The organism is Sulfitobacter sp. PM12 (assembly GCF_045586035.1).
Taxonomy (GTDB): Bacteria; Pseudomonadota; Alphaproteobacteria; order Rhodobacterales; family Rhodobacteraceae; genus Sulfitobacter; species Sulfitobacter pontiacus.
Genome location: NZ_CP151529.1, coordinates 33,602 through 60,561, shown reverse-complemented (window position 1 = coordinate 60,561; position 26,960 = coordinate 33,602). Strand labels below are relative to the sequence as shown.

The following is a 26,960-nucleotide window of genomic DNA, read 5'->3' as shown; positions in this document are numbered from 1 at the left end:
TGAAAGATATGACCGACGGCTATGTCACAGCGGATGGGCGCCAGATTGGCCCCGTTGTGATGGAAATGAAAAACATCACCCTGCGGTTCGGTGGGGTGGAGGCGATCAAGGATATCTCTTTCGACATCCGTCAGGGCGAGATCCGCGCGATCATCGGGCCGAATGGCGCGGGCAAATCATCGATGCTGAACGTGATCAGCGGGTTCTATGTGCCGCAGGAAGGCGAGGTCTGGTACAAGGGCAGCCGCCGTCCGGCGATGAAACCCTTTGAGGTGGCGCAGCAGGGGATCGCACGCACGTTCCAGAACATCGCCCTGTTCGAAGGGATGTCGGTGCTGGACAACGTCATGACGGGGCGTTTGACAAATATGAAGACCGGGATGTTCTGGCAGTCGATCTGGAAGGGCAAGGCGGAGCGCGAAGAGACCGCGAACCGCGAAGTCGCCGAAAAGATCATCGATTTCCTTGAGATTCAGGCGATCCGCAAGACGCCGGTGTCGCGTCTGTCCTACGGCTTGAAGAAACGGGTCGAGCTGGCCCGCGCGCTGGCCGCCGAGCCGTCGATCCTGCTGCTGGATGAACCGATGGCGGGCATGAACGTCGAGGAAAAAGAGGACATGAGCCGCTTTATTCTGGATGTGAACGATGAATTCGGCACGACGATTGCCCTGATCGAACACGATATGGGCGTTGTGATGGACCTGAGCGACCGTGTGGTCGTGATGGATTACGGCAAGAAGATCGGCGACGGCACCCCGAGTGAGGTGCGCAACAACCAAGACGTGATCGACGCATATCTGGGGGTTGCCCATGACTGATTTTGCCACTGGTTTTGCGATGGGGAGGGTCTGATATGCCTGAGCAACTGGCCTTTACAATCGAGGTGTTCCTGAACGGGCTTATGGCGGGGGTGCTGTATGCACTGGTCGCCCTGGGGTTTGTTCTGATCTACAAAGCCTCGGGTATTTTTAACTATGCCCAAGGGGTTATGGCGCTGTTTGCGGCCCTAACCCTGGCAGGGATCATCGATGGGCAGGTGCCGTTTAGCCACCTGATCAACGCGATCCTGGGCACGGATATTCACCATTTCGGCTGGCACGTGCCGGCGTTCCTCGCGATTTTGCTGACGATGGTGGTGATGATTGGGCTGGCCTATGCGGTGCAGCGGTTGGTCTTCCGCCATTTGGTCGGGCAAGAGCCGATCATCCTCTTCATGGCGACCATCGGTCTGGCCTATTTCCTGGAAGGGGTGGGCGATCTGATGTGGGGGTCCGACATCAAGTCTATGGATGTGGGGCTGCCGCAGGGGCTGAACACCTGGATCGACGACACCACCTTTAACGCCTTTGGCTACGGGTTCTTTATCGACAACCTGGATATCGTGGCCAGCATCATTGCCGCGTTGCTGGTGGTCGGCTTGGTGATGTTCGCGCAATACACCAAACAGGGCCGCGCCATGCGGGCTGTGGCGGATGACCACCAAGCGGCTTTGTCTGTCGGCGTGTCACTGAACTTTATCTGGATCCTCGTATGGTCGCTGGCGGGCTTTGTCGCCCTTGTCGCGGGCATTATGTGGGGCACGAAATCGGGGGTCCAATTCTCGCTCTCGCTGATCGCGCTGAAGGCGTTGCCGGTGCTGATGCTGGGGGGGTTCACCTCTATCCCCGGTGCCATCGTGGGCGGCTTGATCATCGGTGTGGGGGAGAAGCTGTTCGAATTCCTGATCGGTGCGCCATTCCTTGGCGGTGCGACAGAGAACTGGTTCGCCTACATGCTGGCGCTGATCTTTCTGGTGTTCCGTCCGCAGGGCTTGTTCGGGGAGAAGATCATTGAACGTGTGTAGTTTTGGCAACTCCCTGACCGGGGCTTTGCCCCGGAACCCAGGATTTAAAACCATTTGGAACGGGGGGAGCATCTGATGTTCTATCGTGAAGCCGGGGATTTCAGCGCCTCATACGAAGAAGACAGCCAGACGTTTCCGATCAAGTTCGACCGGTATCGCTATTATCTGGTGCTGTTCATCGCCATTGCCGTGATCCCGTTTGTGATCAATGACTATTGGGTGAACTCGCTGTTCCTGCCGTTCCTGATCTACGCCATCGCGGCGATCGGGCTGAACATTCTGGTGGGCTATTGCGGGCAGGTGAGCTTGGGGACCGGTGGCTTTATGGCCGTGGGGGCCTATGCCTGCTACAAATTCATGACCGCCTTTCCCGACGTGAGCATGCTGGTGCATGTGTTGCTGTCGGGGCTGGTGACCGCCGGTGTCGGTGTGTTGTTCGGCCTGCCATCGCTGCGGATCAAAGGGTTCTATCTGGCCGTGGCAACGCTGGCGGCGCAGTTCTTTCTGGTCTGGCTCTTCAACCGTGTGCCGTGGTTCTACAACTACTCTGCCTCGGGCCAGATCAGCGCGCCGGAGCGGACATTCTTCGGAATCGAGATCACCGGACCGAATACGCAGGCCTGGGCGACCTATCTGTTCTGCCTGATGTTCGTGATCTTCAGCGCCTATGTAGCACGCAACCTGACCCGTGGGTCGGTGGGACGCAAATGGATGGCGATCCGTGATATGGACATCGCGGCCGAGATCATCGGGGTGAACCCGCTGCGGGCGAAACTGACGGCCTTTGCGGTCAGCTCTTTCTTCATCGGCATCTCGGGGGCGCTGTTCTTTGCGGTCTATCTGGGTGCGGTCGAAGTGGGCGAGGCCTTTGGCATCCAGAAATCGTTCCTTGTGCTCTTTATGATCATCATCGGCGGGCTGGGATCGATCTTTGGCAGCTTTGCCGGGGCCGCGTTCCTTGTGCTCTTGCCGGTTGCGTTGAAAATCGTGGGCGTGGACTGGTTCGGTTGGCCGACGGATATCGTGGCGCATCTGCAGCTTGTGATCGTGGGCGGGTTGATCATCATCTTCCTGATCGCGGAACCGCATGGGCTGGCCCAGCTATGGCGCGTCGCCAAGGAAAAACTGAGATTGTGGCCCTTCCCGCACTAGGGAAGGACGCATGGCCGGGGGGAGGAGACCCAAGGCCGAAGAAGAGACGACCGGGACAACCCGGCAAGATCGGATACATCCAAGGGAGGAAACACCGATGAAACTGAAGATGACTACGTTGGCGCTTGGCGCTGCTCTGGCTGCGGGCCCTGCAATGGCAGAGCTTGTATTCCCGTCGCTCAGCTATCGCACGGGCCCTTATGCGGCGAACGGGATTCCCTTTGCCGACGGCTATGCGGATTACTTCACGCTGCTGAACGAACGTGATGGCGGTATCGGTGGCGAACCGATCCGGATGATCGAATGTGAAACCGGCTATAACACCGAAAAGGGTGTGGAATGCTATGAAAGCACCAAGGGCGAAGGCGCGCTGGTCTATCAACCGCTGTCCACCGGCATCACCTATCAGCTGATCCCCAAAGCGACGGCAGATGGCATCCCTGTCCACTCTATGGGGTATGGCCGGACATCCGCCAAAGACGGGTCGGTGTTCAAGAATATCTTCAACTACCCCACCAACTACTGGGACGGCGCTTCGGTCGCGATCAAGCACCTGCTGGATCTGAACGGTGGCAGCCTTGAAGGTAAGAAAATCGCGCTGGTCTATCACAACTCTGCCTACGGCAAAGAGCCGATCCGCACCCTGGAAGAACTGGGCAAAAAGCACGGGTTCGAACTGTCCTTGCTGCCCGTTGACCACCCCGGTCAGGAACAGAAATCCCAGTGGTTGCAGATCCGTCGTGAAAAGCCGGACAATGTGATCATGTACGGTTGGGGTGTGATGAACCAGGTCGCCGTGCAGGAAGCCGCGAACATCCGCTATCCGATGGATCAGTTCATCGGCATCTGGTGGTCCGGTTCCGAGAACGACGTGCGTCCAGCGGGTGACAAAGCCAATGGCTACAAGGCGCTGACGTTCCACAACGTGGGCGATGATTTCCCCGTGTTCGACGACATCCAGAAGTATGTTGTTGATACTGGCAAGGCCGCAGGCGCGGGTGACCAGATCGGGACCGCTTTGTATAACCGTGGTCTTTACGCCGCGATGCTGGCTGCCGAAGCTGCCAAAACGGCGCAGGGTATCCATGACACCAAGGCGCTGACACCAGCGCAGATGCGTGACGGCATGGAAGCACTGGAAATCACCGAAGCCAAGATGGCGGATCTGGGTCTGCCGAACTTTGGGCCAGAGTTCACGGTGTCTTGTGAAAACCACGGCGGTAACGGCTTTGGGGCTGTGGCGCAGTGGGATGCTGCTGCCGACAGCTGGAGCCTGATCACCGACTACATCCAGTCGGACCAAGACGTGCTGGCCCCGCTGGTGACCGAAGATGCGCAGGCCTTTGCCGCGGAATCCGGTATCGAACCCAGCTGCTAAGCGCAGCCCTTGAACAGGGGCGCGGCGGCATTGTTGCCGCGCCCGACCCCCACGCCACCTAGTGAAAGAGACACCCATGCTGGATGCCACCCCAACGCCCGACGCGCAGGTCGAGACCCTTCTTGAGGTCAATAATATCGAGGTGATCTATAACTCGGTCATTCTGGTGCTGAAGGGCGTGAGCCTGAAGGTGCCCAAGGGCGGTATCACGGCCCTGTTGGGCGGCAATGGCGCGGGCAAGACCACGACGCTCAAGGCGATTTCCAACCTGCTGCATTCCGAACGGGGCGAGGTCACCAAAGGGTCGATCAAATACCGCAATGATCCGGTGCACAAGCTCGACCCCGCAGAGATGGTGAAACGCGGTGTCGTGCAGGTGATGGAGGGGCGGCATTGCTTTGAACACCTCACCATCGAAGAGAACCTGTTGACCGGTGCCTATACCCGCAGTGACGGCAAGGCGGCGATCGCCCGTGATCTGGAAATGGTGTACGAATATTTCCCACGGCTGCGCGAACGGCGCAAATCGCAGGCCGGCTATACCTCGGGCGGGGAACAGCAGATGTGCGCCATTGGTCGTGCCCTGATGTCGCGTCCTGAAACGATCCTGCTGGACGAGCCATCGATGGGTCTTGCGCCGCAGTTGGTCGAACAGATTTTCGAGATCGTCAAATCGGTGAATGAAAACGAAGGCGTGACCTTCTTGCTGGCCGAACAGAACACCAACGTTGCCCTGCGCTTTGCGCATTACGGCTATATTCTGGAATCCGGTCGCGTCGTGATGGACGGCCCTGCCGCCGACCTGCGCGAGAACCAGGACGTCAAGGAATTCTACCTTGGCATGTCGGACGAGGGGCGCAAGTCTTTCCGCGATGTCCGCAGCTATCGGCGCCGCAAACGCTGGCTCAGCTGATCCAGCGCACGGCCCACGAGTTTTCCATTTCCTGACCACCCAGATGAATTGCGAGTAAGCGACATGGCACAGACGTCCTATTTTGACAGCCTAGAGACCCGCAGCCCCGAGACACGGGCGGCCGATCTTGCCCGGTCCTTGCCCGCGCAGATCGCACGTGCACAGGCGCTGCCGGGCTATGCCGGATCGTTGGACGGGGTCGCGCCGGACACGATCACCAATGTCGAGGCGCTGGCCGCGCTGCCGGTTCTGCGCAAATCCGAGATCGGGAAACAGCAGGCGCAGTCGGCCCCCTTTGGCGGTTTTACCACCAAACCCGCCCATGCGTTTACCCATATCTTCCAGTCTCCCGGCCCGATCTATGAACCCTCGTCCGACGCGCCGGATTGGTGGCGTATGGGGCGATTCCTGCACGCGGTGGGGATTGGTGAGGGCGACATCGTCCAGAACTGTTTTGGCTATCACCTGACACCTGCGGGCATGATCTTTGAATCCGGGGCGCGGGCTGTGGGGGCGGCGGTGCTGCCGGCGGGCACCGGGCAGACCGAACTGCAGGTCATCGCCGCGCGCGATATCGGCACGACCGCCTATGCCGGCACGCCGGATTACCTCAAGATCATTCTCGAAAAAGCGGATGAAATGGGGGTGACCCTTGGCATCACCAAGGCGGCCGTGGGCGGGGGCGCGCTGTTCCCGTCCTTGCGCGACTATTATGCAGAGCGGGGGATCACCTGTTTGCAAAGCTATGCAACGGCGGATCTGGGCAACATCGCCTATGAAAGCCCCGCCGCCGAAGGCATGATCGTGGACGAGAATGTAATCGTCGAGATCGTGACCCCCGGCACCGGCACCCCCGTCGCTCCGGGCGAGGTGGGCGAGGTCGTCGTGACCACCTTGAACCCCGACTATCCGTTGATCCGTTTCGCCACCGGCGACCTGAGCGCCGTACTGCCGGGGGCGTCTCCTTGCGGGCGGACCAATATGCGCATCAAGGGCTGGATGGGCCGTGCGGATCAGACCACCAAGATCAAGGGCATGTTCGTACGCCCCGAACAGGTCGCGGCGCTTGTCGCGCATCACCCCGAGGTCACGAAGGCCCGCGTGGTGGCAAGCCGTGCGAATGAACAGGACGTCATGACCGTGCATCTTGAGACGACGGGTGATGACGCGGACAGCTACCGTGCCTCTGTTGCCGCGCTTCTCAAGCTGAAGGGCAAGGTCGTGCTGGCCGCGCCGGGCAGCCTGCCCAACGACGGATTGGTGATCGAAGACCAGCGTAGCTATGACTGACCTGTGCTGAACGCACGCATCCTGACACCGGAGATTCTGCTGCAAAGGCAGGATCACGCCTTTGCACCTGCGCGCAGCGCTACAATTTTCAGTCATCCCGCTGGTATTTCCGACTGAATTAGTCGAAACCGATCGCATGACGACACAGGATATCAATACAAGCCCCGCCGCCGTGAAAAGATCGCGGGATGGCGTGCGTTTGCTGGCGGGGGTTGCGGTCGCGATTGCGGCGACCTGTGCCTTACCGATGGTGGCCGTTTTGCTGGCCGCGCTGGTCGGGGGCACCGATACGGTGCGCCACCTGATCGATACGGTGCTGCTGGGGTACGCGGGCACCACCCTTCTGCTGGTCGCAATGGTGGCCACGGGCACCTTTGCCTTGGGCGTGGGGACCGCGTGGCTGGTGACCATGACCCGCTTCCCCGGTGCCCGCATGCTTGAAATCGCGCTGGTGTTGCCGCTGGCCTTTCCCGCTTATGTGCTGGCCTATGCCTACACGCATATCCTTGACCACCCCGGAATCGTGCAAACGGTGCTGCGTGACGTCACGGGCTGGGGTCCGCGCGACTACTGGTTCCCGGAAATCCGGTCCCTTGGGGGCGCGGCCTTGATGCTGGTGCTGGTGCTTTATCCCTACGTCTACCTCTTGGCGCGCGCCGCGTTCTTGCAGCAATCCGCCACGACGTTTCTGGCCGCACGTGCCTTGGGCAGCAGTGCTTGGGCGGCGTTCTTCAAGGTGAGCTTGCCGCTGGCCCGACCGGCGATTGCCGCAGGTGTTCTGCTGACCGTCATGGAGACGATCGCCGATTTCGGCACCGTCGCCTATTTCAGTGTGCAGACCTTTGCGACAGGGATCTACACCAGCTGGTTTTCCCTGTTCGACCGCGCTGGTGCGGCCCAGCTTGCACTGTGCTTGCTCAGTTTTGCGCTACTGCTCGCAATGCTGGAGCGTATCCAGCGCGGCAAGGCGCAATACCACGATCCGGCGCGGCGTGCCGTGGCGATGCCGCCCGCGCAGCTTAAGGGGTGGCAGGCCGCCGCCGCGATGCTGGCCTGCGGTATTCCCGTTGTCTTTGGGGCGATCCTGCCGGTGATCGTGCTGATCTGGATGGGCATCGGGTCAGAGCAAGACCTGCTGAGCCCGCGCTATCTGGGCTTCATACGCAACTCTGCCACGCTGGCGGGGGTGGCGGCGGTGCTGACCGTGGCCGCTGCAGTCTGCGTGGGGTTCTTCCAGCGGTTGCGTCCGGGCAAGCTGTCGTTCGGTGCAGGCTATATCGCGCGGTTGGGCTATGCGGTGCCGGGCGGGGTGATTGCCGTGGGGCTGATGGTGCCCTTTGCGACCTTTGATAACCAGCTTGATGCCTGGATGCGCAGCACCTTCGACATATCGACCGGGCTGCTGGTCACCGGGTCGATCTGGCTGCTCGTCGCCGCCTACATGGTACGCTTCCTTGCGGCGGCTCTGGGGGCGTATGAGGGGGGGCAGGCGATGGTGCATGCCAATATGGACTCTGCCGCACGGTCATTGGGGGAAACCCCTGTGGGCACGCTGCGCCGTGTGCATCTACCGATCCTATCACCAAGCCTGCTGACCGCGTTGCTGATCGTTTTCGTCGATGTGATGAAAGAGCTGCCTGCAACGCTGATCATGCGGCCATTCAACTACGACACGCTGGCGGTACAGGCCTACCGGCTGGCAAGCGACGAGCGGCTGGACGGGGCGGCGGTGCCGAGCCTTGTGATCGTGGCGATGGGATTGCTGCCCGTGATCCTGATCTGCCGTCAGGTCGGTCGGCAGAAATAAACATTTCCCTTTACGCATGAAAAAACCGCACCGGCCCGGGGCCGATGCGGTTCAATGTCATGTCTCTGCCGTGGCAGGCTGGGATTATTCCCAGCCAACCGCGTTAAAGATTTTCTGTGCTGTGGGGATGTTCTTGGCCACTTCGGACAGGTTCACCTCGTCTGCTTTGAATTCGCCCAGCTTTTCGACCGATGCCGCAAGCTCTACACCTTCGACGGCGGGGAATTCGTCGTTCCCTGCAGAGAAGTAGGACTGCGCGCTGTCGGAGGACAGATACTCGAGGAACTTGACCGCATTGTCACGGTTTGGCGCATTTGCTGCGACACCGGCACCCGACAGGTTCATATGCGCGCCGTTGCCTTCCTGGTCGGGGAACACCAGACCGATTTTATCCAGATCGGCGCTCAGCCCGTCTACTTCGGTGCGGATGGCACGGGCAAAGTAGTAGGAGTTCGAGACGGAGATTTCGCATTCGCCCGATACCAGGCCACGCAGCTGGTCGGTGTCACCGCCCTGTGGTGCACGTGCCATGTTGTTCACAACGCCCTGTGCCCATTCGGTGGCTTTCTCTTCACCGTGGTGCGTGACCAACGCCGCCAGCAGGGTCTGGTTGTAGGAGTTGGTGGAGGAACGGATGCAGACCTGACCTTCATAGGCAGGATCGGCAAGATCCAGATAGTTCTGTGGCGGGTTGTCTACCGCGTCCTTGCTGTAAAAGATGATCCGCGCGCGCTGAGAAAAGCCGAACCAGTCGTTGTCGGCGTCTTGCAGGTTGCTGGGGATACGCTCTTCGAGGATGTCGCTGTCAACGGATTGCAGCAGGCCCATTTCCTTGGCGCGGCTCAGGCGGCTGGTGTCGACGGTGATCAGAACGTCCGCGGGGGAGTTTGCACCCTCGGCTTCCATACGCGCCAGCAGCTCGTCTGCTTTGCCTTCGATGCGGTTGATGGTGATGCCGGTCTGCTCGGTAAAGTCGGAATACAGACGCTCGTCTGTGTCGTAGTGACGCGAGGAGTAGAGGTTCAGCTGCCCTTCGGCCAATGCTGGCATCGCAACTGTGGCCATCAAGGCGGCCGTGAAAGCGGATTTCGTCAGAGTCATCAGGTGACCTCCATCTGTGTAAAACTTATAAAAAAAGTAAGAAACAGATTTGAGGGCTGATATCAAGGAATACTTGAGTGAATTAATAGGACAAGCGTCTTGCCGCGTGGGGGCGGCAAGACGCGCGGGATCAGTCGCCGATTTTGTCCTGAGTCTTTGTATCAAAATCGCTGGCATCGTGCCGCTCGTGCAGCTGCATTTCGGGTTCACCGAAGGGTCGGTTGACCATGCGACCACGTGTAACGGCAGGGCGCGCGTCGATCTTCTTGGCCCATTTCATCAGGTTTTCGTAGGAATCGACATTCAGGAACTCTGCTGCGTCATAGAGACGGCCCAGAACCAGCTGCCCGTACCATGCCCAGATCGCCATATCCGCGATCGAATATTCGCCCGCCATATATTCGTTATCGGCAAGGTGACGATCGAGCACGTCAAGCTGGCGCTTGGTCTCCATCGCGAAACGGTCGATGCAGTACTTAATTTTGACCGGCGCATAGGCGTAGAAGTGGCCAAAGCCGCCGCCAAGATAGGGCGCGCTGCCCATTTGCCAGAACAGCCACGACATACATTCGGTGCGCTGGCTTGGGTCTTTGGGGATGAATTCGCCGAACTTCTCGGCCAGATGCAGCATGATCGACCCGGATTCAAACAGGCGCTGTGGCGCGTCGCCGGACCGGTACATCATCGCGGGAATTTTGGAGTTCGGGTTGATGTCGACAAAGCCGGATCCGAATTGATCCCCTTCGCCGATGTTGATCAGCCACGCGTCATACTCGGCGCCCTTGTGCCCGGCGGCCAGTAGTTCTTCCAGCAGCACGGTGACTTTGACGCCATTGGGCGTCGCGAGGGAGTAAAGCTGATAGGGATGTTTGCCGACCGGCAACTCTTTGTCTGCGGTGGGGCCCGCGATGGGGCGGTTGATATTGGCGAATTTACCGCCATTGCCGGGTTCCCACTCCCATACGGCGGGTGGGGTGTAGTCGGGCAGATCGGTCATGAGATCCCTTTCAGTTCGTCTGATGAAGTCTGAAGAGAACCTAAGCGGTATTGGGGGGATCGCAAGAGGTCAGCACAGATTGGCTGGGGCAGGGGGGAGGCGCGGTTGACGGCGGCCCAAACGAAAAAAGCCGCCCCCGAAGGAGCGGCCTTTCATAAAATGCGCGCGAAGCTTAACCCTGACGGGCTTTGAAACGGCGCTGCGTTTTGTTGATTACGTAAACGCGGCCTTTGCGACGCACAACGCGGCAGTCACGGTGCCGGTTCTTGAGCGAGCGGAGCGAATTGCGAACCTTCATGGTCGTTCTCCTGTGTCGTGGCGCGGGCCAGCGCCGGGTTGCGGGCAGTTCAGCGAATGCTGAACCATGAATTAGGTGGTGGGCGATACTGGGATCGAACCAGTGACCCCTTCGATGTCAACGAAGTGCTCTACCGCTGAGCTAATCACCCCCTATGTAGCACGAAATTTGCACCCCAAACCAAATCGGGGCGCGAGATATTCGCGCCGGTAGCGGGGTCTATAAATAGAGTCGGAGGCATGATCAAGGGGTTTTGGCTTTGTAAAAACATGCGCTATGATCATTCTCGAAAGGTGCAACAATGCCACACATCGCCTACGAAGTCGTTCGCCCCGATCAAGCCCGTTCCTGCGCGGTGTTTGCATCCCCTCATTCGGGGCGGAATTACAGCTTTTCCTTCCTGCGGTCCACGGTGTTGGACGGGCATAGCATACGCTCGTCAGAGGACGCGTTTGTTGACCTTTTGTTTAATTCTGCCCCCCATTTCGGGGCTCCGTTTCTGATGGCGGGCGCCCCCCGTGCGTTCCTTGATCTGAACCGGTCCCGAGACGAGCTTGACCCGGCCCTGATCGAAGGGGTTCGGCGGCAGGCGCATAACCCGCGGGTTGCCTCCGGATTGGGGGTTATTCCGCGTGTCGTGGCAAACGGGCGGTCGATTTATCAGGGCAAATTAACACTGGATGAAGCACGGGCGCGAATCGCCACCTATTGGGTGCCGTACCACGATATGTTGCAGAGCCTGCTGAACGACGCGCGGGCGGATCACGGGCAGGCGATCTTGGTGGATTGCCATTCGATGCCGCACGAAGCGATGGACGGCGTCGCGCGTATGGGGCTGAAACGGCCTGAAGTGGTCTTGGGTGACCGGTTCGGCGCGGCAGCCAGCAGCGATGTTGTGGATCAGATAGAGGCCGCTTTCGTCAAAGCAGGGTTCACCGTCACCCGCAACACGCCGTTTGCGGGGGCCTATATCACCCAAGCTTACGGTCGTCCGGCACGGGGGCAGCATGCGGTGCAGGTCGAATTGGACCGGTCGATGTATATGAACGAATCTCTGGTGCGCCCCAACGGCGATTTCGAGGATGTCCAAAAAGCGCTTCGCGGCGTTGTGGCAGAGATTGCGCGGATCCGTCCAGAAAGCCTCGCCCTCGCGGCGGAGTGATCAGCGCAGCGCACGCCCCTTGACGATTGCCTTGTCCCCGAACCGGTTGCGGATGGCATCTGTTGCCCGCTCTGCCTGACCCCGGCGGGCGGCATCCGGGTCCAGCAGGTCGCCCGCGGTATCGGCACCGTCAGCCGCGCTCAGGTCCGAAATGCCACACCCGAGCAGCCGGAAAGGCCCCGGTTCACCAAGCTGGTCAAACAGCCCGCGCGCTGTGCGGTAGATGCGGTCGGCCAGTTGCGTCGGGTCATACAGCGAAACCCGCCGCGTGATCAGCGAGAAATCGGCCCGTTTGAGCTTGAGCACGACAACGCGGCCAGCAAGGTCTTTGGCCTTGGCGCGGTCCGCCACCTTTTGCGCCATGCGCCACAGATGCCCGTCCAGCAGGTCGGGGTCGGAGGTGTCTTCGTTGAAGGTGGTTTCGTTGCTGATGGATTTCATCGGTTCATGCGCGGAAACACGGCGGTTGTCTTGGCCGCGTGCCAGGTGCCAGAGGCGGTCGCCCATGCTGCCGAAACGCGCGATCAGGTCGGTCCTTTCCCATCGCAGCAGGTCCGCGAAGGTCTGGATGCCCGCCTTGTTCAGGGACCCGAGCGTTGCCGCGCCCACGCCCCAGATCATGCTCACCGGTTTGTCGTTCAGAAACTGTTGTGTTTCTGCCTTGCCGATCACGGAAAACCCGTGCGGCTTATCAAGGTCAGAGGCGACTTTGGCCAGAAACTTGTTGTGTGAGAGCCCGATAGAGCCGGTCAGCCCCAGTTCGACCTTCATGCGACGCACCAGTCGCGCAAGCATCACCGCAGGGGGTGCCCCGTGAAGCTTGGTTGTGCCGGTCATGTCCAGAAACGCCTCGTCCAGCGACAGCGGCTGCAGGGCGGGGGTGAGCTCTTCCATCATGGCGCGGATCGCGCGGGAGGCTTCGACATATGCATCCATGCGTGGCTTGATGATGATCGCTTCGGGGCAGAGTTTCAGCGCCTGGAACATCGGCATGGCAGAGCGGACCCCTTTGATCCGCGCGATATAGCAGGCGGTCGACACGACCCCACGACGTCCGCCCCCGATGATTACGGGCTTGCCATTCAGCGCCGGATTGTCGCGTTTCTCTACGGATGCGTAGAAGGCATCGCAATCCATATGGGCGATGGAAAGGTCGAATAATTCGGGGTGTGACGAGATACGCGGGCTGCCGCAGGCAGAGCACCGGCGCGCGGGCGCGATTTCGGACAGGCAGTCTCGGCAGAGGGCGGGCATGGCGGTCAGGTAGGGTTAAGGGCTGGTTAACGCAAGTCTACCCGATCACACGCGACTTCGCCATGCACATACGTGCAGCGTCGGGTTGAAGGGCGGAAATCGAAAGGGGGGGGCAAAGAAAGACCCCCGCCTGAAGCGGGGGGAGGTGACGGACTTCAGGAAGAACCAGTCCGTCGGGGAGTATCACCAAAGTAAGGTTGCCATATGAATGTCATAAAACATACACGGAACTTCCAGTTGCTGGCAGCCAGTTCATGTTTGTTACCGATTTATCACATAGGCGAAAATGCGCTATTTGTTGGGTTTCGCGCATTTCGGCTGTGTTCAGGGCAGCTCTGCTAGCACCGCGCGGGCGGCGGCGGCGGGGTCTTCGGCCTGCCAGATCGGGCGGCCAACGACGATGTGATCCGCCCCGTCCAAGATCGCCTGACCAGGTGTTGCCACGCGTTTCTGGTCGCCAAGAGCCGCCCCGCTTGGTCGCACGCCAGGGGTGACGATCAGCTTGCCGTTGGCCTCGGGTAGGGCACGGATCAGGGCCGCCTCTTGCGGGGAGGCGATGACGCCGTCAGCACCGGCCTCCAGCGCGCGCCCGGCGCGGGTCTGGACCAGATCGGGGATATCGCCCGACTGGATCATCGCCGCGTCCAGATCGTTGCGGTCCAGAGATGTCAGGATGGTCACCGCCAAAATCTTGGTGCGGGATCCTGCGGCCCCTTCCATCGCGGCACGGACAACATGGGGGTCACCGTGCACGGTCAGAAAATCGAGGTCGAACTGCGCAAGCCCGCGCACCGCTGCTTCGACTGTCGCGCTGATATCGAACAGTTTCATGTCCAGAAAAATGCGTTTGCCGTGTTCCTGGATCAGCTCGTTCGCAAGCGCCAGGCCGCCGCCCGTCAACATGCCCAGACCAATTTTGTAAAAGCTCACCGCGTCGCCCAGCTTTTGGGTCAGTTCAAGGCCGGCAACAGCGTGGGGGACATCAAGGGCAACGATCAGGCGGTCATCTGACATGGGGCGGGCTCCGAAGTGATGAGATTTGGCAAACGCCGGAGGCTTACGGTGTTCGACATGACATGTCTATGAAAACAGGGATCGCGCAAAGAAAAAGGCCCGGGCAGCGCAAACACTGTCCGGGCGAGTGTCAGAGACGTGCAGGCAGGCAGTTGTCTCTGGATTGGGCGGGACACGCGCCGGGACGGGCGCGCAGGCAGTTCCGCCGAAACTGTAAATCAGGCGGCGCGAAGGCCGGGAAGGTTGGCGACATGGCGCAACCAAGCTTTTGGATCGAACCGAGGGCGGCCACTGCGTTGTGCGGGCTTCTGGGCGCGGATCTCGGAATACATGCCGCCGCGGCTTAAATGGCGACGCTCGGCCTGTTTAGTCAGGCCTTTGGCAGCTTGATCAAAGGACATCGTCATCGGCGCGTTGATGGCGCAGGCATATTTGCGGGACCGATCGCCATCGTGGACGGTGACCAAAGCTTCGAAGCATTGCTCTGCCGCGTTGTAGATAACGTCGTTCATCTGAATCTGGCGCGTCTGCATGTTCGTACCTCAAGAATTTGTTGTACTGTTTAAAGTCGGCTCGATTTGTTTTCGTTCATCTGCCAGTACAACGTATGTGTGACTAAATGGTTCCACTGGGGCGCATCCGTCATGTGGATAAATATAAATTTTCGCCTAAAATCAGTCAATTAACATTTTTGTAATTATTTCTTGCCATGAGCGGCAAATTGCGAAACTGCATTTTTCTTGTGGGATTCCAGTGTGTTCGCAATGTGGCGAAATCCCACCAGTCTGATAAATAATCTTAAAAGATGTATGTTTTTTGTTGACGCTTTTGTGAGGCGACTCTCTTGAATCCCTTCCTTCTGTCCCCAAATTCTATCCTGAGGATCACGCCATGATGTGCTGCAAAGCAGGCATCTTCTTTGTGGTCGCTTTAAGAAAAGGAGAAGCTCATGGATTTGAGCAAGTTCACAGAACGGTCGCGCGGCTTTATTCAGGCTGCGCAAACAATCGCGACGCGTGAAAGCCACCAACGGTTGACGCCGGAGCATTTATTGAAAGCACTGCTGGATGACGACCAAGGGCTGGCGAGCAATCTGATTGCTGCTGCCGGTGGCGATCCTGCACGTGTGACTGAAACCCTGACGCTGTCTTTGGGCAAGCTGCCCAAGGTGTCGGGCGACGCCGCGCAGGTATACCTTGATAATGCCACCGCAAAAGTGCTGGCCGAAGCAGAGACGCTGGCCAAAAAGGCGGGCGACAGCTTTGTGCCGGTCGAACGCGTGCTGATGGCGCTTGCGATGGTGAAATCCGGTGCGAAAACTGCGCTGGATGCGGGCAAGGTCACCGCACAGGGATTGAACGCCGCTATCAATGATATCCGGAAAGGGCGCACGGCTGATACAGCCAGTGCGGAGGACGGGTATGAGGCGCTCAAGAAGTACAGCCTTGATCTGACGGAACGTGCCCGCGAGGGCAAAATCGACCCGATCATCGGTCGGGACGAGGAAATTCGTCGCGCCATGCAGGTGTTGAGTCGTCGTACCAAGAACAACCCTGTGCTGATCGGTGAGCCCGGCGTGGGTAAAACCGCGATTGCCGAGGGGCTCGCCCTGCGGATCGTGGATGGCGATGTGCCCGAATCCCTGCGCAACAAACGCTTGCTGGCGCTGGATATGGGCGCGCTGATTGCTGGCGCAAAGTATCGTGGCGAGTTCGAAGAACGGTTGAAAGCCGTCCTGACCGAGGTCACCGAAGCCGCGGGCGAGGTGATCCTGTTCATTGACGAGATGCACACGCTGGTGGGTGCCGGTAAGGCGGACGGCGCGATGGACGCGGCCAACCTCATCAAACCGGCTTTGGCACGGGGTGAATTGCACTGCGTTGGTGCGACGACCTTGGACGAATACCGTAAGTATGTCGAAAAAGACGCAGCACTTGCTCGTCGGTTCCAGCCTGTGATGGTCAGCGAGCCTACGGTCGAGGATACGGTGTCGATCCTGCGAGGCATTAAGGAGAAGTACGAGCTGCACCATGGTGTGCGGATCAGCGACTCTGCCCTTGTGGCGGCGGCGACCCTGTCGCACCGCTATATCACGGACCGTTTCCTGCCCGACAAGGCAATCGACCTTGTGGACGAGGCCGCGAGCCGTCTGCGGATGGAAGTCGACAGCAAACCGGAAGAGCTGGATGCGCTGGATCGTCAGATCATGCAGCTTCAGATCGAAGCCGAGGCGTTGAAGAAAGAGGATGACGCTGCCAGCAAGGACCGCTTGGACAAGTTGGAGAAAGAGCTGGGGGATCTGCAGGAAAAGGCCGATGCCATGACTGCGCAGTGGCAGGGCGAACGTGATCGCCTTGAAGGCGCGCGCGAGCTGAAAGAGCAGCTGGACCGTGCCCGCGCCGAGCTTGAGATCGCCAAGCGCGAAGGCAACCTCGCCAAAGCGGGGGAGCTTTCCTATGGCGTGATCCCGCAGCTTGAACGCAAGCTGGGCGAGGCCGAAGAGAACGAAGCCGACGTGATGGTCGAAGAGGCCGTGCGCCCGGACCAGATCGCCAGCGTCGTCGAACGTTGGACGGGTATCCCCGCGGGTCGTATGCTGGAAGGCGAGCGGGACAAGTTGCTGCGCATGGAAGACCAGTTGCATAACCGTGTCATTGGTCAGAACCTCGCGGTCAAAGCTGTGTCGAACGCGGTGCGCCGTGCGCGAGCTGGCCTGAACGACGAGGCCCGCCCCTTGGGCAGCTTCCTGTTCCTCGGGCCGACTGGTGTCGGTAAAACCGAGCTCACCAAGGCCGTCGCCGAATTTCTGTTCGACGACGAGAACGCGATGGTGCGGATCGACATGTCTGAGTTCATGGAGAAACATGCCGTGGCCCGTCTGATCGGCGCGCCTCCCGGATATGTTGGCTATGACGAAGGTGGCGTATTGACCGAAGCCGTGCGGCGCAGACCCTATCAGGTCGTGCTGTTCGACGAGGTCGAGAAGGCGCACCCCGACGTGTTCAACGTGTTGCTGCAGGTCTTGGATGATGGTGTGCTGACGGATGGTCAGGGCCGTAAGGTCGACTTCAAGCAGACGCTGATTGTGCTGACCAGCAACCTCGGGGCGCAAGCGCTGAGCCAGTTGCCCGAAGGGGGCGACATGGCGCAGGCGAAACGGGATGTGATGGATGCGGTGCGGGCTCACTTCCGCCCCGAATTCCTGAACCGACTGGATGAAACGGTGATCTTTGACCGCTTGGCACGTGCCGACATGGCGGGGATCGTCGACATTCAGGTGAACCGTCTGCTGAAGCGTCTCGCCGGTCGCAAGATCGGGTTGGAGCTGGACGAAGGCGCGCGCAAGTGGCTCGCCGACGAAGGCTATGATCCTGTGTTCGGGGCGCGTCCGCTGAAGCGGGTGATCCAGCGCGCATTACAGGACCCGCTAGCCGAGATGATCTTGGCAGGTGACGTGCTGGATGGGGATCTTATCCCCGTGCAGGCTGGCACCGAAGGGCTGATCATTGGCGACCGCGTGGCCGCCAGCAACCGCGCCAAACCGGACGAAGCGACCGTCCACTAGGTACATAGTATATAGTGTGGTGATGTGATCGGGCAGGGCCGGGGGAAACCTCGGCCCTGTTCGCATGTGTTGCCCTGACATTCCGGTGTGTCTCCTGAAATGTAGCGGATTGCGTTTGGTGGGCGCGACAACCCGCAGTAGGCTACCCATGTATATTGGTAAGGAGCGCCTGTTATGGCCTATCGCTGGATCAACACACTCACGGATAAAGACGTCACCCCGCATGCTGCATTTATGAACCGACGTCAGATCATGGGGGGCGCTTTGGCGGGGATCGGGTTGGCCGGTATCGCGGGGCGCAGCTCTGCCGCGCCCGAGGGGTTAGAGCCGAACAGTTATGAAGATATCACCAGCTACAATAACTACTATGAATTCGGCACCGGTAAGGACGACCCCGCCAGATACGCGGACCGTCTGACGATTGAACCCTGGACGGTGCAGATTGACGGGCTGGTCGACAAGCCCGGTGCCTATGGGTTCGACGACATTATGCAACAGATGACGATCGAAGAGCGTATCTATCGTTTCCGCTGTGTCGAGGCGTGGTCAATGGTGGTCCCGTGGAACGGGTTCGAACTGGCGGACCTGCTGAATATGGCCGGTGTGCAGTCCGGCGCGAAATACGTCGCCTTCGAGACTGCGCTGCGTCCTGATGAAATGCCCGGCGTCGCCTATAATGTGCTCGACTGGCCCTACGTCGAAGGGTTGCGTCTGGACGAAGCGATGCACCCGCTGACGATTATGGCAACCGGCATCTATGGCAAGGACATCCCGAAACAGAACGGCGCACCGCTGCGGTTGGTCGTGCCGTGGAAATATGGCTACAAGTCGATCAAATCCGTGGTGCGGATCACCCTCACGGATACTCAGCCCCCGACCAGTTGGAACAAGGCGAATGCCGGGGAGTACGGCTTCTATAGTAATGTGAACCCCGAGGTCGATCACCCCCGTTGGTCGCAGGCCAGCGAAAGGGTCATCGGTGGCGGGCTTTTCTCCAAGCGGATCCCGACGCTGATGTTCAACGGGTACGAGGCCGAGGTCGCGGAGCTCTATGCCGGTATGGACCTGAGCAAGGATATCTAAACCCGTGTTCTCTATAGAAGTGAGCAGGGCGGTATGATCGACCGCCTGAATACCATCGCGCGACGTGTTCCCACATGGGTCGTATATATAGTGGGGCTTTTGCCAATCCCGTGGTTGCTGTTTCAGGCTCAGACCGGCGGGCTAGGGGCGGAGCCGATCAAGGCGTTGGAAAAAGAGCTGGGGTTGCTGGCCTTGCAACTGTTGATCGCCGGGTTGGCGATCACGCCCGCGCGGCGCTACCTTCGGCTGAACCTCATCAAGTTTCGCCGCGCCCTGGGATTGCTCGCCTTTATATTTGTCTCGCTGCACCTGTTGGTATGGCTGGTGCTGGATGTCGGGATACTCTCGCAGATCTGGGACGACATTCTGAAGCGCCCGTATATCACGATCGGCATGGCGGGTTTTGCCTGTCTTGTCCCCCTGGCGGCCACATCGAACAACTTCTCGATCCGCAAACTGGGGGCCACGTGGCGCAAGCTGCACCGGTTAACCTATCTGGCTGCAATTTTGGCTGGGGTGCACTTCATCTGGCTGGTCAAAGGTTTCCAGATCGAACCTCTCCTCTATATGGCGGCGATTCTGGCTTTGCTGGTCCTAAGACTTCCTAAACGGCGCTGATTCCGAATCTGGGCGGTGGCGCGGGCCGGGGATTGTGCCGGATTCGGACCGGAGGAGGGGAAACAATCCACATTCGCGCTGCGAGTCTGTGGATAACCCGCGCGGGCGTAAGTGATGCTGGGCAATGACGTGTTAGCGTGCGAAATAAAGCTGCGCAAAACACGAGGCCCGCGGAATTTTCAAAAATCAAACCGTTGTTTTTATAGGAAAATTCGGAAAGTAGCGAAAAACTGTCATAATCCGAAAAAAGGGGTTGCGGGCATTTGGAACAAACCTTAGAACGCCCCTTACCGGAGACGCAGACATGCAGACACGGGGCGCTAGACGGGGACGACGGGTTACGGTTCGGGTCTTACGTAGCGGAGAAATTCTGAGGTAATTGAGGCGGGGCGCGCTGAGAAGTTTACGGCGCATCTTGGTTTCTTTTGTCTCGACGCTCTTTGAAATTGATAGATATCTGAAGAGATATGTGGGCGGTTTGGTTCATTCGATGGATCAACGTCTGTATATCGCGCCGATAGCGACGCACTTAGGTGCTTAGCGATTATTCGGTGTCAGCTTCACTGTTTGGACGGCTTGTTGTTACTTTTGTAACTTTAAGCACTTCAAACGGAGAAAACGCCTGTATCATTCAGTAAGTGATGCAGGTTTGATGTGCAGAGGTTCGACGTCAAGGATACGCAGTAATGCGTTTCAACTTGAGAGTTTGATCCTGGCTCAGAACGAACGCTGGCGGCAGGCCTAACACATGCAAGTCGAGCGCACCTTCGGGTGAGCGGCGGACGGGTTAGTAACGCGTGGGAACATACCCTTTTCTACGGAATAGCCTCGGGAAACTGAGAGTAATACCGTATAAGCCCTTCGGGGGAAAGATTTATCGGGAAAGGATTGGCCCGCGTTAGATTAGATAGTTGGTGGGGTAATGGCCTACCAAGTCTACGATCTATAGCTGGTTTTAGAGGATGATCAGCAACACTGGGACTGAGACACGGCCCAGACTCCTACGGGAGGCAGCAGTGGGGAATCTTAGACAATGGGCGCAAGCCTGATCTAGCCATGCCGCGTGTGTGATGAAGGTCTTAGGATCGTAAAGCACTTTCGCCAGGGATGATAATGACAGTACCTGGTAAAGAAACCCCGGCTAACTCCGTGCCAGCAGCCGCGGTAATACGGAGGGGGTTAGCGTTGTTCGGAATTACTGGGCGTAAAGCGTACGTAGGCGGATTGGAAAGTTGGGGGTGAAATCCCAGGGCTCAACCCTGGAACTGCCTCCAAAACTATCAGTCTAGAGTTCGAGAGAGGTGAGTGGAATTCCAAGTGTAGAGGTGAAATTCGTAGATATTTGGAGGAACACCAGTGGCGAAGGCGGCTCACTGGCTCGATACTGACGCTGAGGTACGAAAGTGTGGGGAGCAAACAGGATTAGATACCCTGGTAGTCCACACCGTAAACGATGAATGCCAGTCGTCGGGCAGTATACTGTTCGGTGACACACCTAACGGATTAAGCATTCCGCCTGGGGAGTACGGTCGCAAGATTAAAACTCAAAGGAATTGACGGGGGCCCGCACAAGCGGTGGAGCATGTGGTTTAATTCGAAGCAACGCGCAGAACCTTACCAACCCTTGACATCCTGTGCTAACTCGAGAGATCGAGCGTTCACTTCGGTGACGCAGTGACAGGTGCTGCATGGCTGTCGTCAGCTCGTGTCGTGAGATGTTCGGTTAAGTCCGGCAACGAGCGCAACCCACATCCTTAGTTGCCAGCAGTTCGGCTGGGCACTCTAAGGAAACTGCCCGTGATAAGCGGGAGGAAGGTGTGGATGACGTCAAGTCCTCATGGCCCTTACGGGTTGGGCTACACACGTGCTACAATGGCAGTGACAATGGGTTAATCCCAAAAAGCTGTCTCAGTTCGGATTGGGGTCTGCAACTCGACCCCATGAAGTCGGAATCGCTAGTAATCGCGTAACAGCATGACGCGGTGAATACGTTCCCGGGCCTTGTACACACCGCCCGTCACACCATGGGAGTTGGTTCTACCCGACGACGCTGCGCTAACCTTCGGGGGGCAGGCGGCCACGGTAGGATCAGCGACTGGGGTGAAGTCGTAACAAGGTAGCCGTAGGGGAACCTGCGGCTGGATCACCTCCTTTCTAAGGATGTTTCTAGTCAGATGAGCTTGCTCATCTCGTGAAACACTTAGCAGGTCAGTAAACAAAACTGACCATATTCAAGGCATCGCAAGATGACCTTTCGGACCGAGCCGTCCTCATATCTCTTCAGCAAGCGTCTCACGCAGTGAGGCGCGAAGCCCCGACAGGGTACCGCGCAGCGGTGTCCCGAGAGGGGTCGGGTTGCTTCATGCAGCCAACGTAACACGCAGCCCTCGGGCTACGCTGGGGCCTTAGCTCAGCTGGGAGAGCGCCTGATTTGCATTCAGGAGGTCAGGAGTTCGATCCTCCTAGGCTCCACCAAGCATACGGCCCTTGAATAACCGCTTGGGCTGGTCCCTCTCGGGACATTCCTTCGGAATGCCCTGCCGGGACGTCGCGGTTTTGCTTTGCAAAACACGCTGGGTCGGTAGCTCAGGTGGTTAGAGCGCACGCCTGATAAGCGTGAGGTCGGAGGTTCAAGTCCTCCTCGACCCACCAAGATCTTTGCCAGCTAAAGATCGTCGCCCAAACAGGGTTTTGCGCAGCAAAGCGCGCGTTGGGCAAGCACACGATTTGACCATTAAGCACTGTACGCAGTTCTTAATCGTCCAATCGGACGGCGCGCAAGCGCATGGGTGACATTCCTTTGGAATGCATCTGATTGACATCGTAAAGAGAGATACAGTTACTTTAAGAGTAATCTTGAAGTAACAAACAACACGATCTGATCGCACCGCGTTAGGTGATGATCTCGGTTGCTGCTCCTTTTGGAGCCGGCGTTTACTTGACTGTTTCCTCGGTCTTTTGAACGTATCGCGACTGAAAGCGACGTGTTGTCCAAGTCAAGTACACTAACCAGAGTAGTGACGCCTACTTCCTGCACGGAAGGTAGGCTAGATGCACTACTCGCTGTCCACTCTGAGAGAGTGGGCGGGTAAAAGTATGCTTTTGATCTGGAATAAGGGAAGACAGTTTCTTACCAGCTTCTGTCTCCCGCGTTGGGCTGACGTCCTGCACTCTACCGGCCGTTTGAGGGTCTAAATTGTCCTCAAGTAGCCGAATAGGCGGTAGGACATTAAATCAGTCTTTCTTTTTCTGGATCAAATCAAGCGCGAAAAGGGCGTTTGGTGAATGCCTTGGCAGTAAGAGGCGATGAAAGACGTGATACTCTGCGATAAGCCATGGGGAGCTGAGAATAAGCTTTGATCCATGGATTTCTGAATGGGGCAACCCACCTGATTGTTTATTGTTGTCCTACCGCTTTGCTACTTGAGGACGTAAGTTCGCAAGGTGCAGACGGTGGGTTCATCAGTAAGCAGAACCAGGTATTTATAGACTGAATACATAGGTTTATAAAAGCAAACCCGGGGAACTGAAACATCTAAGTACCCGGAGGAAAGGAAATCAATTGATACTCCCCTAGTAGCGGCGAGCGAACGGGGACCAGCCGAGCCATGAGTGTGGTTAGAATGCGTTGGAATGCGCAACCAAAGTGGGTGATAGTCCCGTATAAGAAGCATGATTGGACGTATTAAGTAGGGCGGAACACGTGAAATTCTGTCTGAAGATCGGAGGACCACCTTCGAAGGCTAAGTACTCCTTACTGACCGATAGTGAACCAGTACCGTGAGGGAAAGGTGAAAAGCACCCCGACGAGGGGAGTGAAACAGTACCTGAAACCGAACGCCTACAATCAGTTGGAGGGTCTTTACGGCCTGACAGCGTACCTTTTGTATAATGGGTCATCGACTTGGTCTCACAAGCAAGCTTAAGCCGTTAGGTGTAGGCGTAGCGAAAGCGAGTCTTAATAGGGCGTTGAGTTTGTGGGATCAGACCCGAAACCGAGTGATCTAGGCATGGCCAGGTTGAAGATAAGGTAACACTTATTGGAGGACCGAACCCACATCCGTTGAAAAGGATCGGGATGAGCTGTGCCTAGGGGTGAAAGGCCAATCAAACTCGGAGATAGCTGGTTCTCTGCGAAATCTATTTAGGTAGAGCGTCATCCGAATACCCTCGGGGGTAGAGCACTGGATGGGTAATGGGGCCCCACAGGCTTACTGATCCTAACCAAACTCCGAATACCGAGGAGTACTAGATGGCAGACACACAGCGGATGCTAACGTCCGTTGTGAAGAGGGAAACAACCCTGACCTACAGCTAAGGCCCCTAATTCATGGCTAAGTGGGAAAGCAGGTGAGACGACCAAAACAACCAGGAGGTTGGCTTAGAAGCAGCCATCCTTTAAAGATAGCGTAACAGCTCACTGGTCTAAATAAGTTGTCTTGCGGCGAAGATGTAACGGGGCTCAAGCCATGAGCCGAAGCTTAGGATGCATTAATTGCATGGTAGCAGAGCGTAGTGTGACATAGTTCCATGTCTCCTTAGCCCTTCGGGGTATTGGAGACGCGGAGCTTTCTGTGAAGCCGGCGCGTGAGCGATCCGGTGGAGAGATCACTAGTGAGAATGATGACATGAGTAGCGACAAAGAGTGTGAGAGACACTCTCGCCGAAAATCCAAGGGTTCCTGCTTAAAGCTAATCTGAGCAGGGTAAGCCGACCCCTAAGGCGAGGCCGAAAGGCGTAGTCGATGGGAACCAGGTTAATATTCCTGGGCCAGATGGAAGTGACGGATCTCGAGGGTAGTTCATCCTTATCGGATTGAATGGGCTGCTTAGAGGTCCCTGGAAATAGCTCCATCGCTAGATCGTACCCTAAACCGACACAGGTGGATAGGTAGAGAATACCAAGGCGCTTGAGAGAACTATGTTGAAGGAACTCGGCAAAATACCTCCGTAAGTTCGCGAGAAGGAGGCCCGGTTCCTAGGCAACTAGGGGCTGGGGGCACAAACCAGGGGGTGGCGACTGTTTATTAAAAACACAGGGCTCTGCGAAGTCGTAAGACGACGTATAGGGTCTGACGCCTGCCCGGTGCCTGAAGGTTAAAAGGAGGAGTGAGAGCTCTGAATTGAAGCCCAGGTAAACGGCGGCCGTAACTATAACGGTCCTAAGGTAGCGAAATTCCTTGTCGGGTAAGTTCCGACCTGCACGAATGGCGTAACGACTTCCCCGCTGTCTCCAACATAGACTCAGCGAAATTGAATTACCGGTCAAGATGCCGGTTACCCGCGGTTAGACGGAAAGACCCCGTGCACCTTTACTACAACTTCACACTGGCATTAGGCCGAACATGTGCAGGATAGGTGGTGGGCTTTGAAGCGTGGACGCCAGTCTGCGTGGAGCCTCCCTTGAGATACCACCCTTGTTCTGCTTGATGTCTAACCGCGGTCCGTTATCCGGATCCGGGACCCTGTGTGGTGGGTAGTTTGACTGGGGCGGTCGCCTCCTAAATCGTAACGGAGGCGCGCGAAGGTTGGCTCAGAGCGGTCGGAAATCGCTCGTTGAGTGCAATGGCAGAAGCCAGCCTGACTGCGAGACTGACAAGTCGAGCAGAGTCGAAAGACGGCCATAGTGATCCGGTGGTCCCAAGTGGGAGGGCCATCGCTCAACGGATAAAAGGTACGCCGGGGATAACAGGCTGATACTGCCCAAGAGTCCATATCGACGGCAGTGTTTGGCACCTCGATGTCGGCTCATCTCATCCTGGGGCTGGAGCAGGTCCCAAGGGTACGGCTGTTCGCCGTTTAAAGAGGTACGTGAGCTGGGTTTAGAACGTCGTGAGACAGTTCGGTCCCTATCTTCCGTGGGTGTAGGATACTTGAGAGGAGTTGCCCCTAGTACGAGAGGACCGGGGTGAACGATCCACTGGTGGACCAGTTGTTATGCCAATAGCAGTGCTGGGTAGCTATGATCGGACAGGATAACCGCTGAAGGCATCTAAGCGGGAAGCCCCCCTCAAAACAAGGTATCCCTGAGAGCCGAGATAGACCATCTCGTCGATAGGCCAGAGATGTAAGCGTAGTAATACGTTCAGTTGACTGGTACTAATTGCTCGATAGGCTTGATTTGATCCAGTAGAAGAAAGACTTCTTACTAGGACAAAAGCATACACATACAATCAGTCGTACTGACTTGGACAAATCCTTACCCAGAATGGTGAGGGGGCGGGAACGCGCATCCTTCGGATACGCTCTCTCCCGCTTGTTGCTCTTTTGCCAATGGCAAAAGCAGCAACATAGAGGTTTTACTCGGTTTGGTGGTCATAGCGTAAGCAAAACACCCGATCCCATCCCGAACTCGGCAGTTAAGTGCTACTGCGCCAATGGTACTGCGTCTTAAGACGTGGGAGAGTAGGTCACCGCCAAACCTAGCAAAACCTCTACGTATCTCTCAACGATGACAATTAATAAGCCAATACAATAACATTGGCCACAGCCGCGGGATGGAGCAGCCCGGTAGCTCGTCAGGCTCATAACCTGAAGGTCGTAGGTTCAAATCCTACTCCCGCAACCAACTTTGACGAACAGGCCGCAGTCGAAAGACCCGCGGCCTTTTTGCTGTTCGAAAAGCTCGATAGCTACAGGGTAATCCCCCCTAAAATTGTAAACCTCCGGCGGCGGCCGTCTGATCTCAGGCTCAATCCGATGGTAAGTCCGACCTTATGTCCGACTTTATCAATTGTCCTCAAATCGAAGTACTTTCCGCAGCCGATGGTGAACGCCGCCGGCATTGGTCGGATGATGACAAACTGCGCATTGTGGAAGAAAGCTTCATTGGCCACCGCCAAGCGACAGCCACGGCGCGGCGGCATGGCATTTGCCGGTCGCTGCTGACCACTTGGCGGCGGCAGTTTCGTAACGGAGAGCTTGGGTCTTCTCGTCCGGTATCTTTCGCGCCGGTGACTGTGTCGAAGGAAACGCCCGTGTCACGAGCTAATCCAGTCAACTCCTGTTCACCTTCGGACTGTCAGGTTGAGATTGCCCTTCCGAATGGGCGTCGGCTCATCGTGCCGGTGGACGTCGAGACCGAAGCCCTTGCCCGGATTTTGGCAGTGGTGGACGGGCAATGATTGCGTTCCCGGCGGGTGTGAAGGTGTGGATCGCAGGCGGCGTCACCGATATGAGGCGGGGCATGAACACGCTGGCACTACAGGTGCAAGAAGGGCTCGACCGTGATCCCCATACGGGTGAGATATTTTGCTTCCGGGGCCGTAAAGGCGATCTGGTCAAGATCCTATGGCATGATGGGGTGGGTATGTCGCTCTATTTGAAGCGTTTGGAGGCAGGTAAGTTCATCTGGCCGGTGAGCCGGTCGGGCGAAGCGGTGCAGATCTCGGCGGCGCAGTTGGGTTATCTTCTGGAGGGCATCGACTGGCGTAACCCACGCTGGACACAACGTCCTGCAAAGGCTGGTTAATTCGCGCCATAAAGC

19 protein-coding genes, 4 tRNA genes and 3 rRNA genes are annotated in these 26,960 nt (G+C 57.7%); 19 read left to right on the top strand and 7 right to left on the bottom strand.

The genetic code is table 11. From position 1 onward, the window contains the following. Positions 1–8 precede the first annotated feature (8 nt). From AADW22_RS00280 to AADW22_RS00250, 7 genes are all read left to right on the top strand, one after another. The gene (locus AADW22_RS00280) at positions 9–818 is read left to right on the top strand and encodes an ABC transporter ATP-binding protein (protein ID WP_174226616.1); all 810 of its coding nucleotides are present in this window, start codon (positions 9–11) and stop codon (positions 816–818) included. Between the two features lie 35 nt (positions 819–853). Next, entirely contained in the window at positions 854–1,843 is a 990-nt protein-coding gene (locus AADW22_RS00275) for a branched-chain amino acid ABC transporter permease (protein ID WP_407474004.1), read from the top strand. Positions 1,844–1,918: 75 nt separating this feature from the next. Continuing rightward, positions 1,919–2,995 carry a branched-chain amino acid ABC transporter permease gene (locus AADW22_RS00270; protein WP_005850182.1) on the top strand — a complete coding sequence of 359 codons (1,077 nt, stop codon included), beginning with the start codon at positions 1,919–1,921 and terminating at the stop codon, positions 2,993–2,995. A 97-nt stretch (positions 2,996–3,092) separates the two neighbouring features. After that, positions 3,093–4,373 carry an ABC transporter substrate-binding protein gene (locus AADW22_RS00265; RefSeq protein ID WP_037965204.1) on the top strand — a complete coding sequence of 427 codons (1,281 nt, stop codon included), beginning with the start codon at positions 3,093–3,095 and terminating at the stop codon, positions 4,371–4,373. Positions 4,374–4,449: 76 nt separating this feature from the next. Beyond that, complete coding sequence (locus AADW22_RS00260; RefSeq protein ID WP_180828303.1) at positions 4,450–5,286, top strand: ABC transporter ATP-binding protein; 837 nt, start codon at positions 4,450–4,452, stop codon at positions 5,284–5,286. Between the two features lie 63 nt (positions 5,287–5,349). Then, positions 5,350–6,576 (top strand): phenylacetate--CoA ligase family protein, encoded by a 1,227-nt coding sequence (locus tag AADW22_RS00255; RefSeq protein WP_407474003.1) that lies wholly within the window; start codon positions 5,350–5,352, stop codon positions 6,574–6,576. A gap of 136 nt (positions 6,577–6,712) precedes the next feature. Then, positions 6,713–8,383, top strand: a complete 1,671-nt coding sequence (locus AADW22_RS00250) for an iron ABC transporter permease (protein WP_037942890.1) — start codon at positions 6,713–6,715, stop codon at positions 8,381–8,383. Between the two features lie 84 nt (positions 8,384–8,467). Here the strand turns inward: AADW22_RS00250 and AADW22_RS00245 are convergent, their stop codons facing one another. The 4 genes from AADW22_RS00245 to AADW22_RS00230 all read right to left on the bottom strand — a co-directional run bounded on the left by AADW22_RS00245 (position 8,468) and on the right by AADW22_RS00230 (position 10,930). Beyond that, complete coding sequence (locus tag AADW22_RS00245; protein ID WP_005850173.1) at positions 8,468–9,484, bottom strand: Fe(3+) ABC transporter substrate-binding protein; 1,017 nt, start codon at positions 9,482–9,484, stop codon at positions 8,468–8,470. A gap of 130 nt (positions 9,485–9,614) precedes the next feature. After that, positions 9,615–10,481: a glutathione-dependent disulfide-bond oxidoreductase gene (yghU, locus tag AADW22_RS00240; RefSeq protein WP_407474002.1), complete on the bottom strand. Its 867-nt coding sequence runs from the start codon at positions 10,479–10,481 to the stop codon at positions 9,615–9,617. Positions 10,482–10,653: 172 nt separating this feature from the next. After that, positions 10,654–10,779 carry a type B 50S ribosomal protein L36 gene (ykgO, locus tag AADW22_RS00235; protein ID WP_005850168.1) on the bottom strand — a complete coding sequence of 42 codons (126 nt, stop codon included), beginning with the start codon at positions 10,777–10,779 and terminating at the stop codon, positions 10,654–10,656. A 76-nt stretch (positions 10,780–10,855) separates the two neighbouring features. After that, positions 10,856–10,930: transfer RNA gene (locus AADW22_RS00230), tRNA-Val, on the bottom strand. A 150-nt stretch (positions 10,931–11,080) separates the two neighbouring features. On the opposite strand from AADW22_RS00230, the gene AADW22_RS00225 reads away from it, so the two are divergent. Then, on the top strand, positions 11,081–11,941 hold the full coding sequence (locus AADW22_RS00225) for an N-formylglutamate amidohydrolase (protein ID WP_074636305.1): 861 nt from the start codon (positions 11,081–11,083) through the stop codon (positions 11,939–11,941). Here AADW22_RS00225 and AADW22_RS00220 read toward each other — a convergent pair whose 3' ends face one another. The 3 genes from AADW22_RS00220 to AADW22_RS00210 form a co-directional block, all read right to left on the bottom strand. Then, on the bottom strand, positions 11,942–13,195 hold the full coding sequence (locus AADW22_RS00220; protein ID WP_180828299.1) for a DNA polymerase IV: 1,254 nt from the start codon (positions 13,193–13,195) through the stop codon (positions 11,942–11,944). A 324-nt stretch (positions 13,196–13,519) separates the two neighbouring features. Next, positions 13,520–14,209 (bottom strand): orotidine-5'-phosphate decarboxylase, encoded by a 690-nt coding sequence (gene pyrF, locus AADW22_RS00215; protein ID WP_005850154.1) that lies wholly within the window; start codon positions 14,207–14,209, stop codon positions 13,520–13,522. Between the two features lie 218 nt (positions 14,210–14,427). Next, positions 14,428–14,742, bottom strand: a complete 315-nt coding sequence (locus tag AADW22_RS00210; protein ID WP_132997903.1) for an orotidine 5-phosphate decarboxylase — start codon at positions 14,740–14,742, stop codon at positions 14,428–14,430. A gap of 416 nt (positions 14,743–15,158) precedes the next feature. On the opposite strand from AADW22_RS00210, the gene clpB reads away from it, so the two are divergent. The 11 genes from clpB to tnpB all read left to right on the top strand — a co-directional run bounded on the left by clpB (position 15,159) and on the right by tnpB (position 26,945). After that, positions 15,159–17,774 (top strand): ATP-dependent chaperone ClpB, encoded by a 2,616-nt coding sequence (gene clpB, locus AADW22_RS00205; RefSeq protein ID WP_168592246.1) that lies wholly within the window; start codon positions 15,159–15,161, stop codon positions 17,772–17,774. A gap of 174 nt (positions 17,775–17,948) precedes the next feature. After that, a complete protein-coding gene (gene msrP / locus AADW22_RS00200; RefSeq protein ID WP_180828294.1) occupies positions 17,949–18,857 on the top strand; it encodes a protein-methionine-sulfoxide reductase catalytic subunit MsrP in 909 nt (302 codons plus the stop codon). Between the two features lie 33 nt (positions 18,858–18,890). Further along, positions 18,891–19,475, top strand: coding sequence for a protein-methionine-sulfoxide reductase heme-binding subunit MsrQ (gene msrQ, locus AADW22_RS00195; protein ID WP_407474001.1), 585 nt, complete (start codon positions 18,891–18,893; stop codon positions 19,473–19,475). A gap of 694 nt (positions 19,476–20,169) precedes the next feature. After that, positions 20,170–21,629, top strand: a 16S ribosomal RNA gene (locus AADW22_RS00190). A gap of 245 nt (positions 21,630–21,874) precedes the next feature. After that, a tRNA-Ala gene (locus AADW22_RS00185) sits at positions 21,875–21,950 on the top strand. Positions 21,951–22,050: 100 nt separating this feature from the next. Beyond that, positions 22,051–22,127 (top strand) — tRNA-Ile (locus AADW22_RS00180). 605 nt (positions 22,128–22,732) lie between these two features. Then, positions 22,733–25,598: ribosomal RNA gene (locus tag AADW22_RS00175) — 23S ribosomal RNA — on the top strand. A 183-nt stretch (positions 25,599–25,781) separates the two neighbouring features. Beyond that, positions 25,782–25,896: ribosomal RNA gene (gene rrf, locus AADW22_RS00170) — 5S ribosomal RNA — on the top strand. The 16S, 23S and 5S rRNA genes sit together here with 3 tRNA genes alongside, the layout of an rRNA operon. 69 nt (positions 25,897–25,965) lie before the next feature. After that, positions 25,966–26,042 (top strand) — tRNA-Met (locus AADW22_RS00165). 148 nt (positions 26,043–26,190) lie between these two features. Continuing rightward, positions 26,191–26,598: an IS66-like element accessory protein TnpA gene (tnpA, locus tag AADW22_RS00160; protein ID WP_407474000.1), complete on the top strand. Its 408-nt coding sequence runs from the start codon at positions 26,191–26,193 to the stop codon at positions 26,596–26,598. Further along, positions 26,595–26,945 carry an IS66 family insertion sequence element accessory protein TnpB gene (tnpB, locus tag AADW22_RS00155; RefSeq protein WP_407473999.1) on the top strand — a complete coding sequence of 117 codons (351 nt, stop codon included), beginning with the start codon at positions 26,595–26,597 and terminating at the stop codon, positions 26,943–26,945. Before tnpA ends, tnpB begins: the two co-directional genes overlap by 4 nt. The last annotated feature ends 15 nt before the right edge of the window (positions 26,946–26,960 follow it).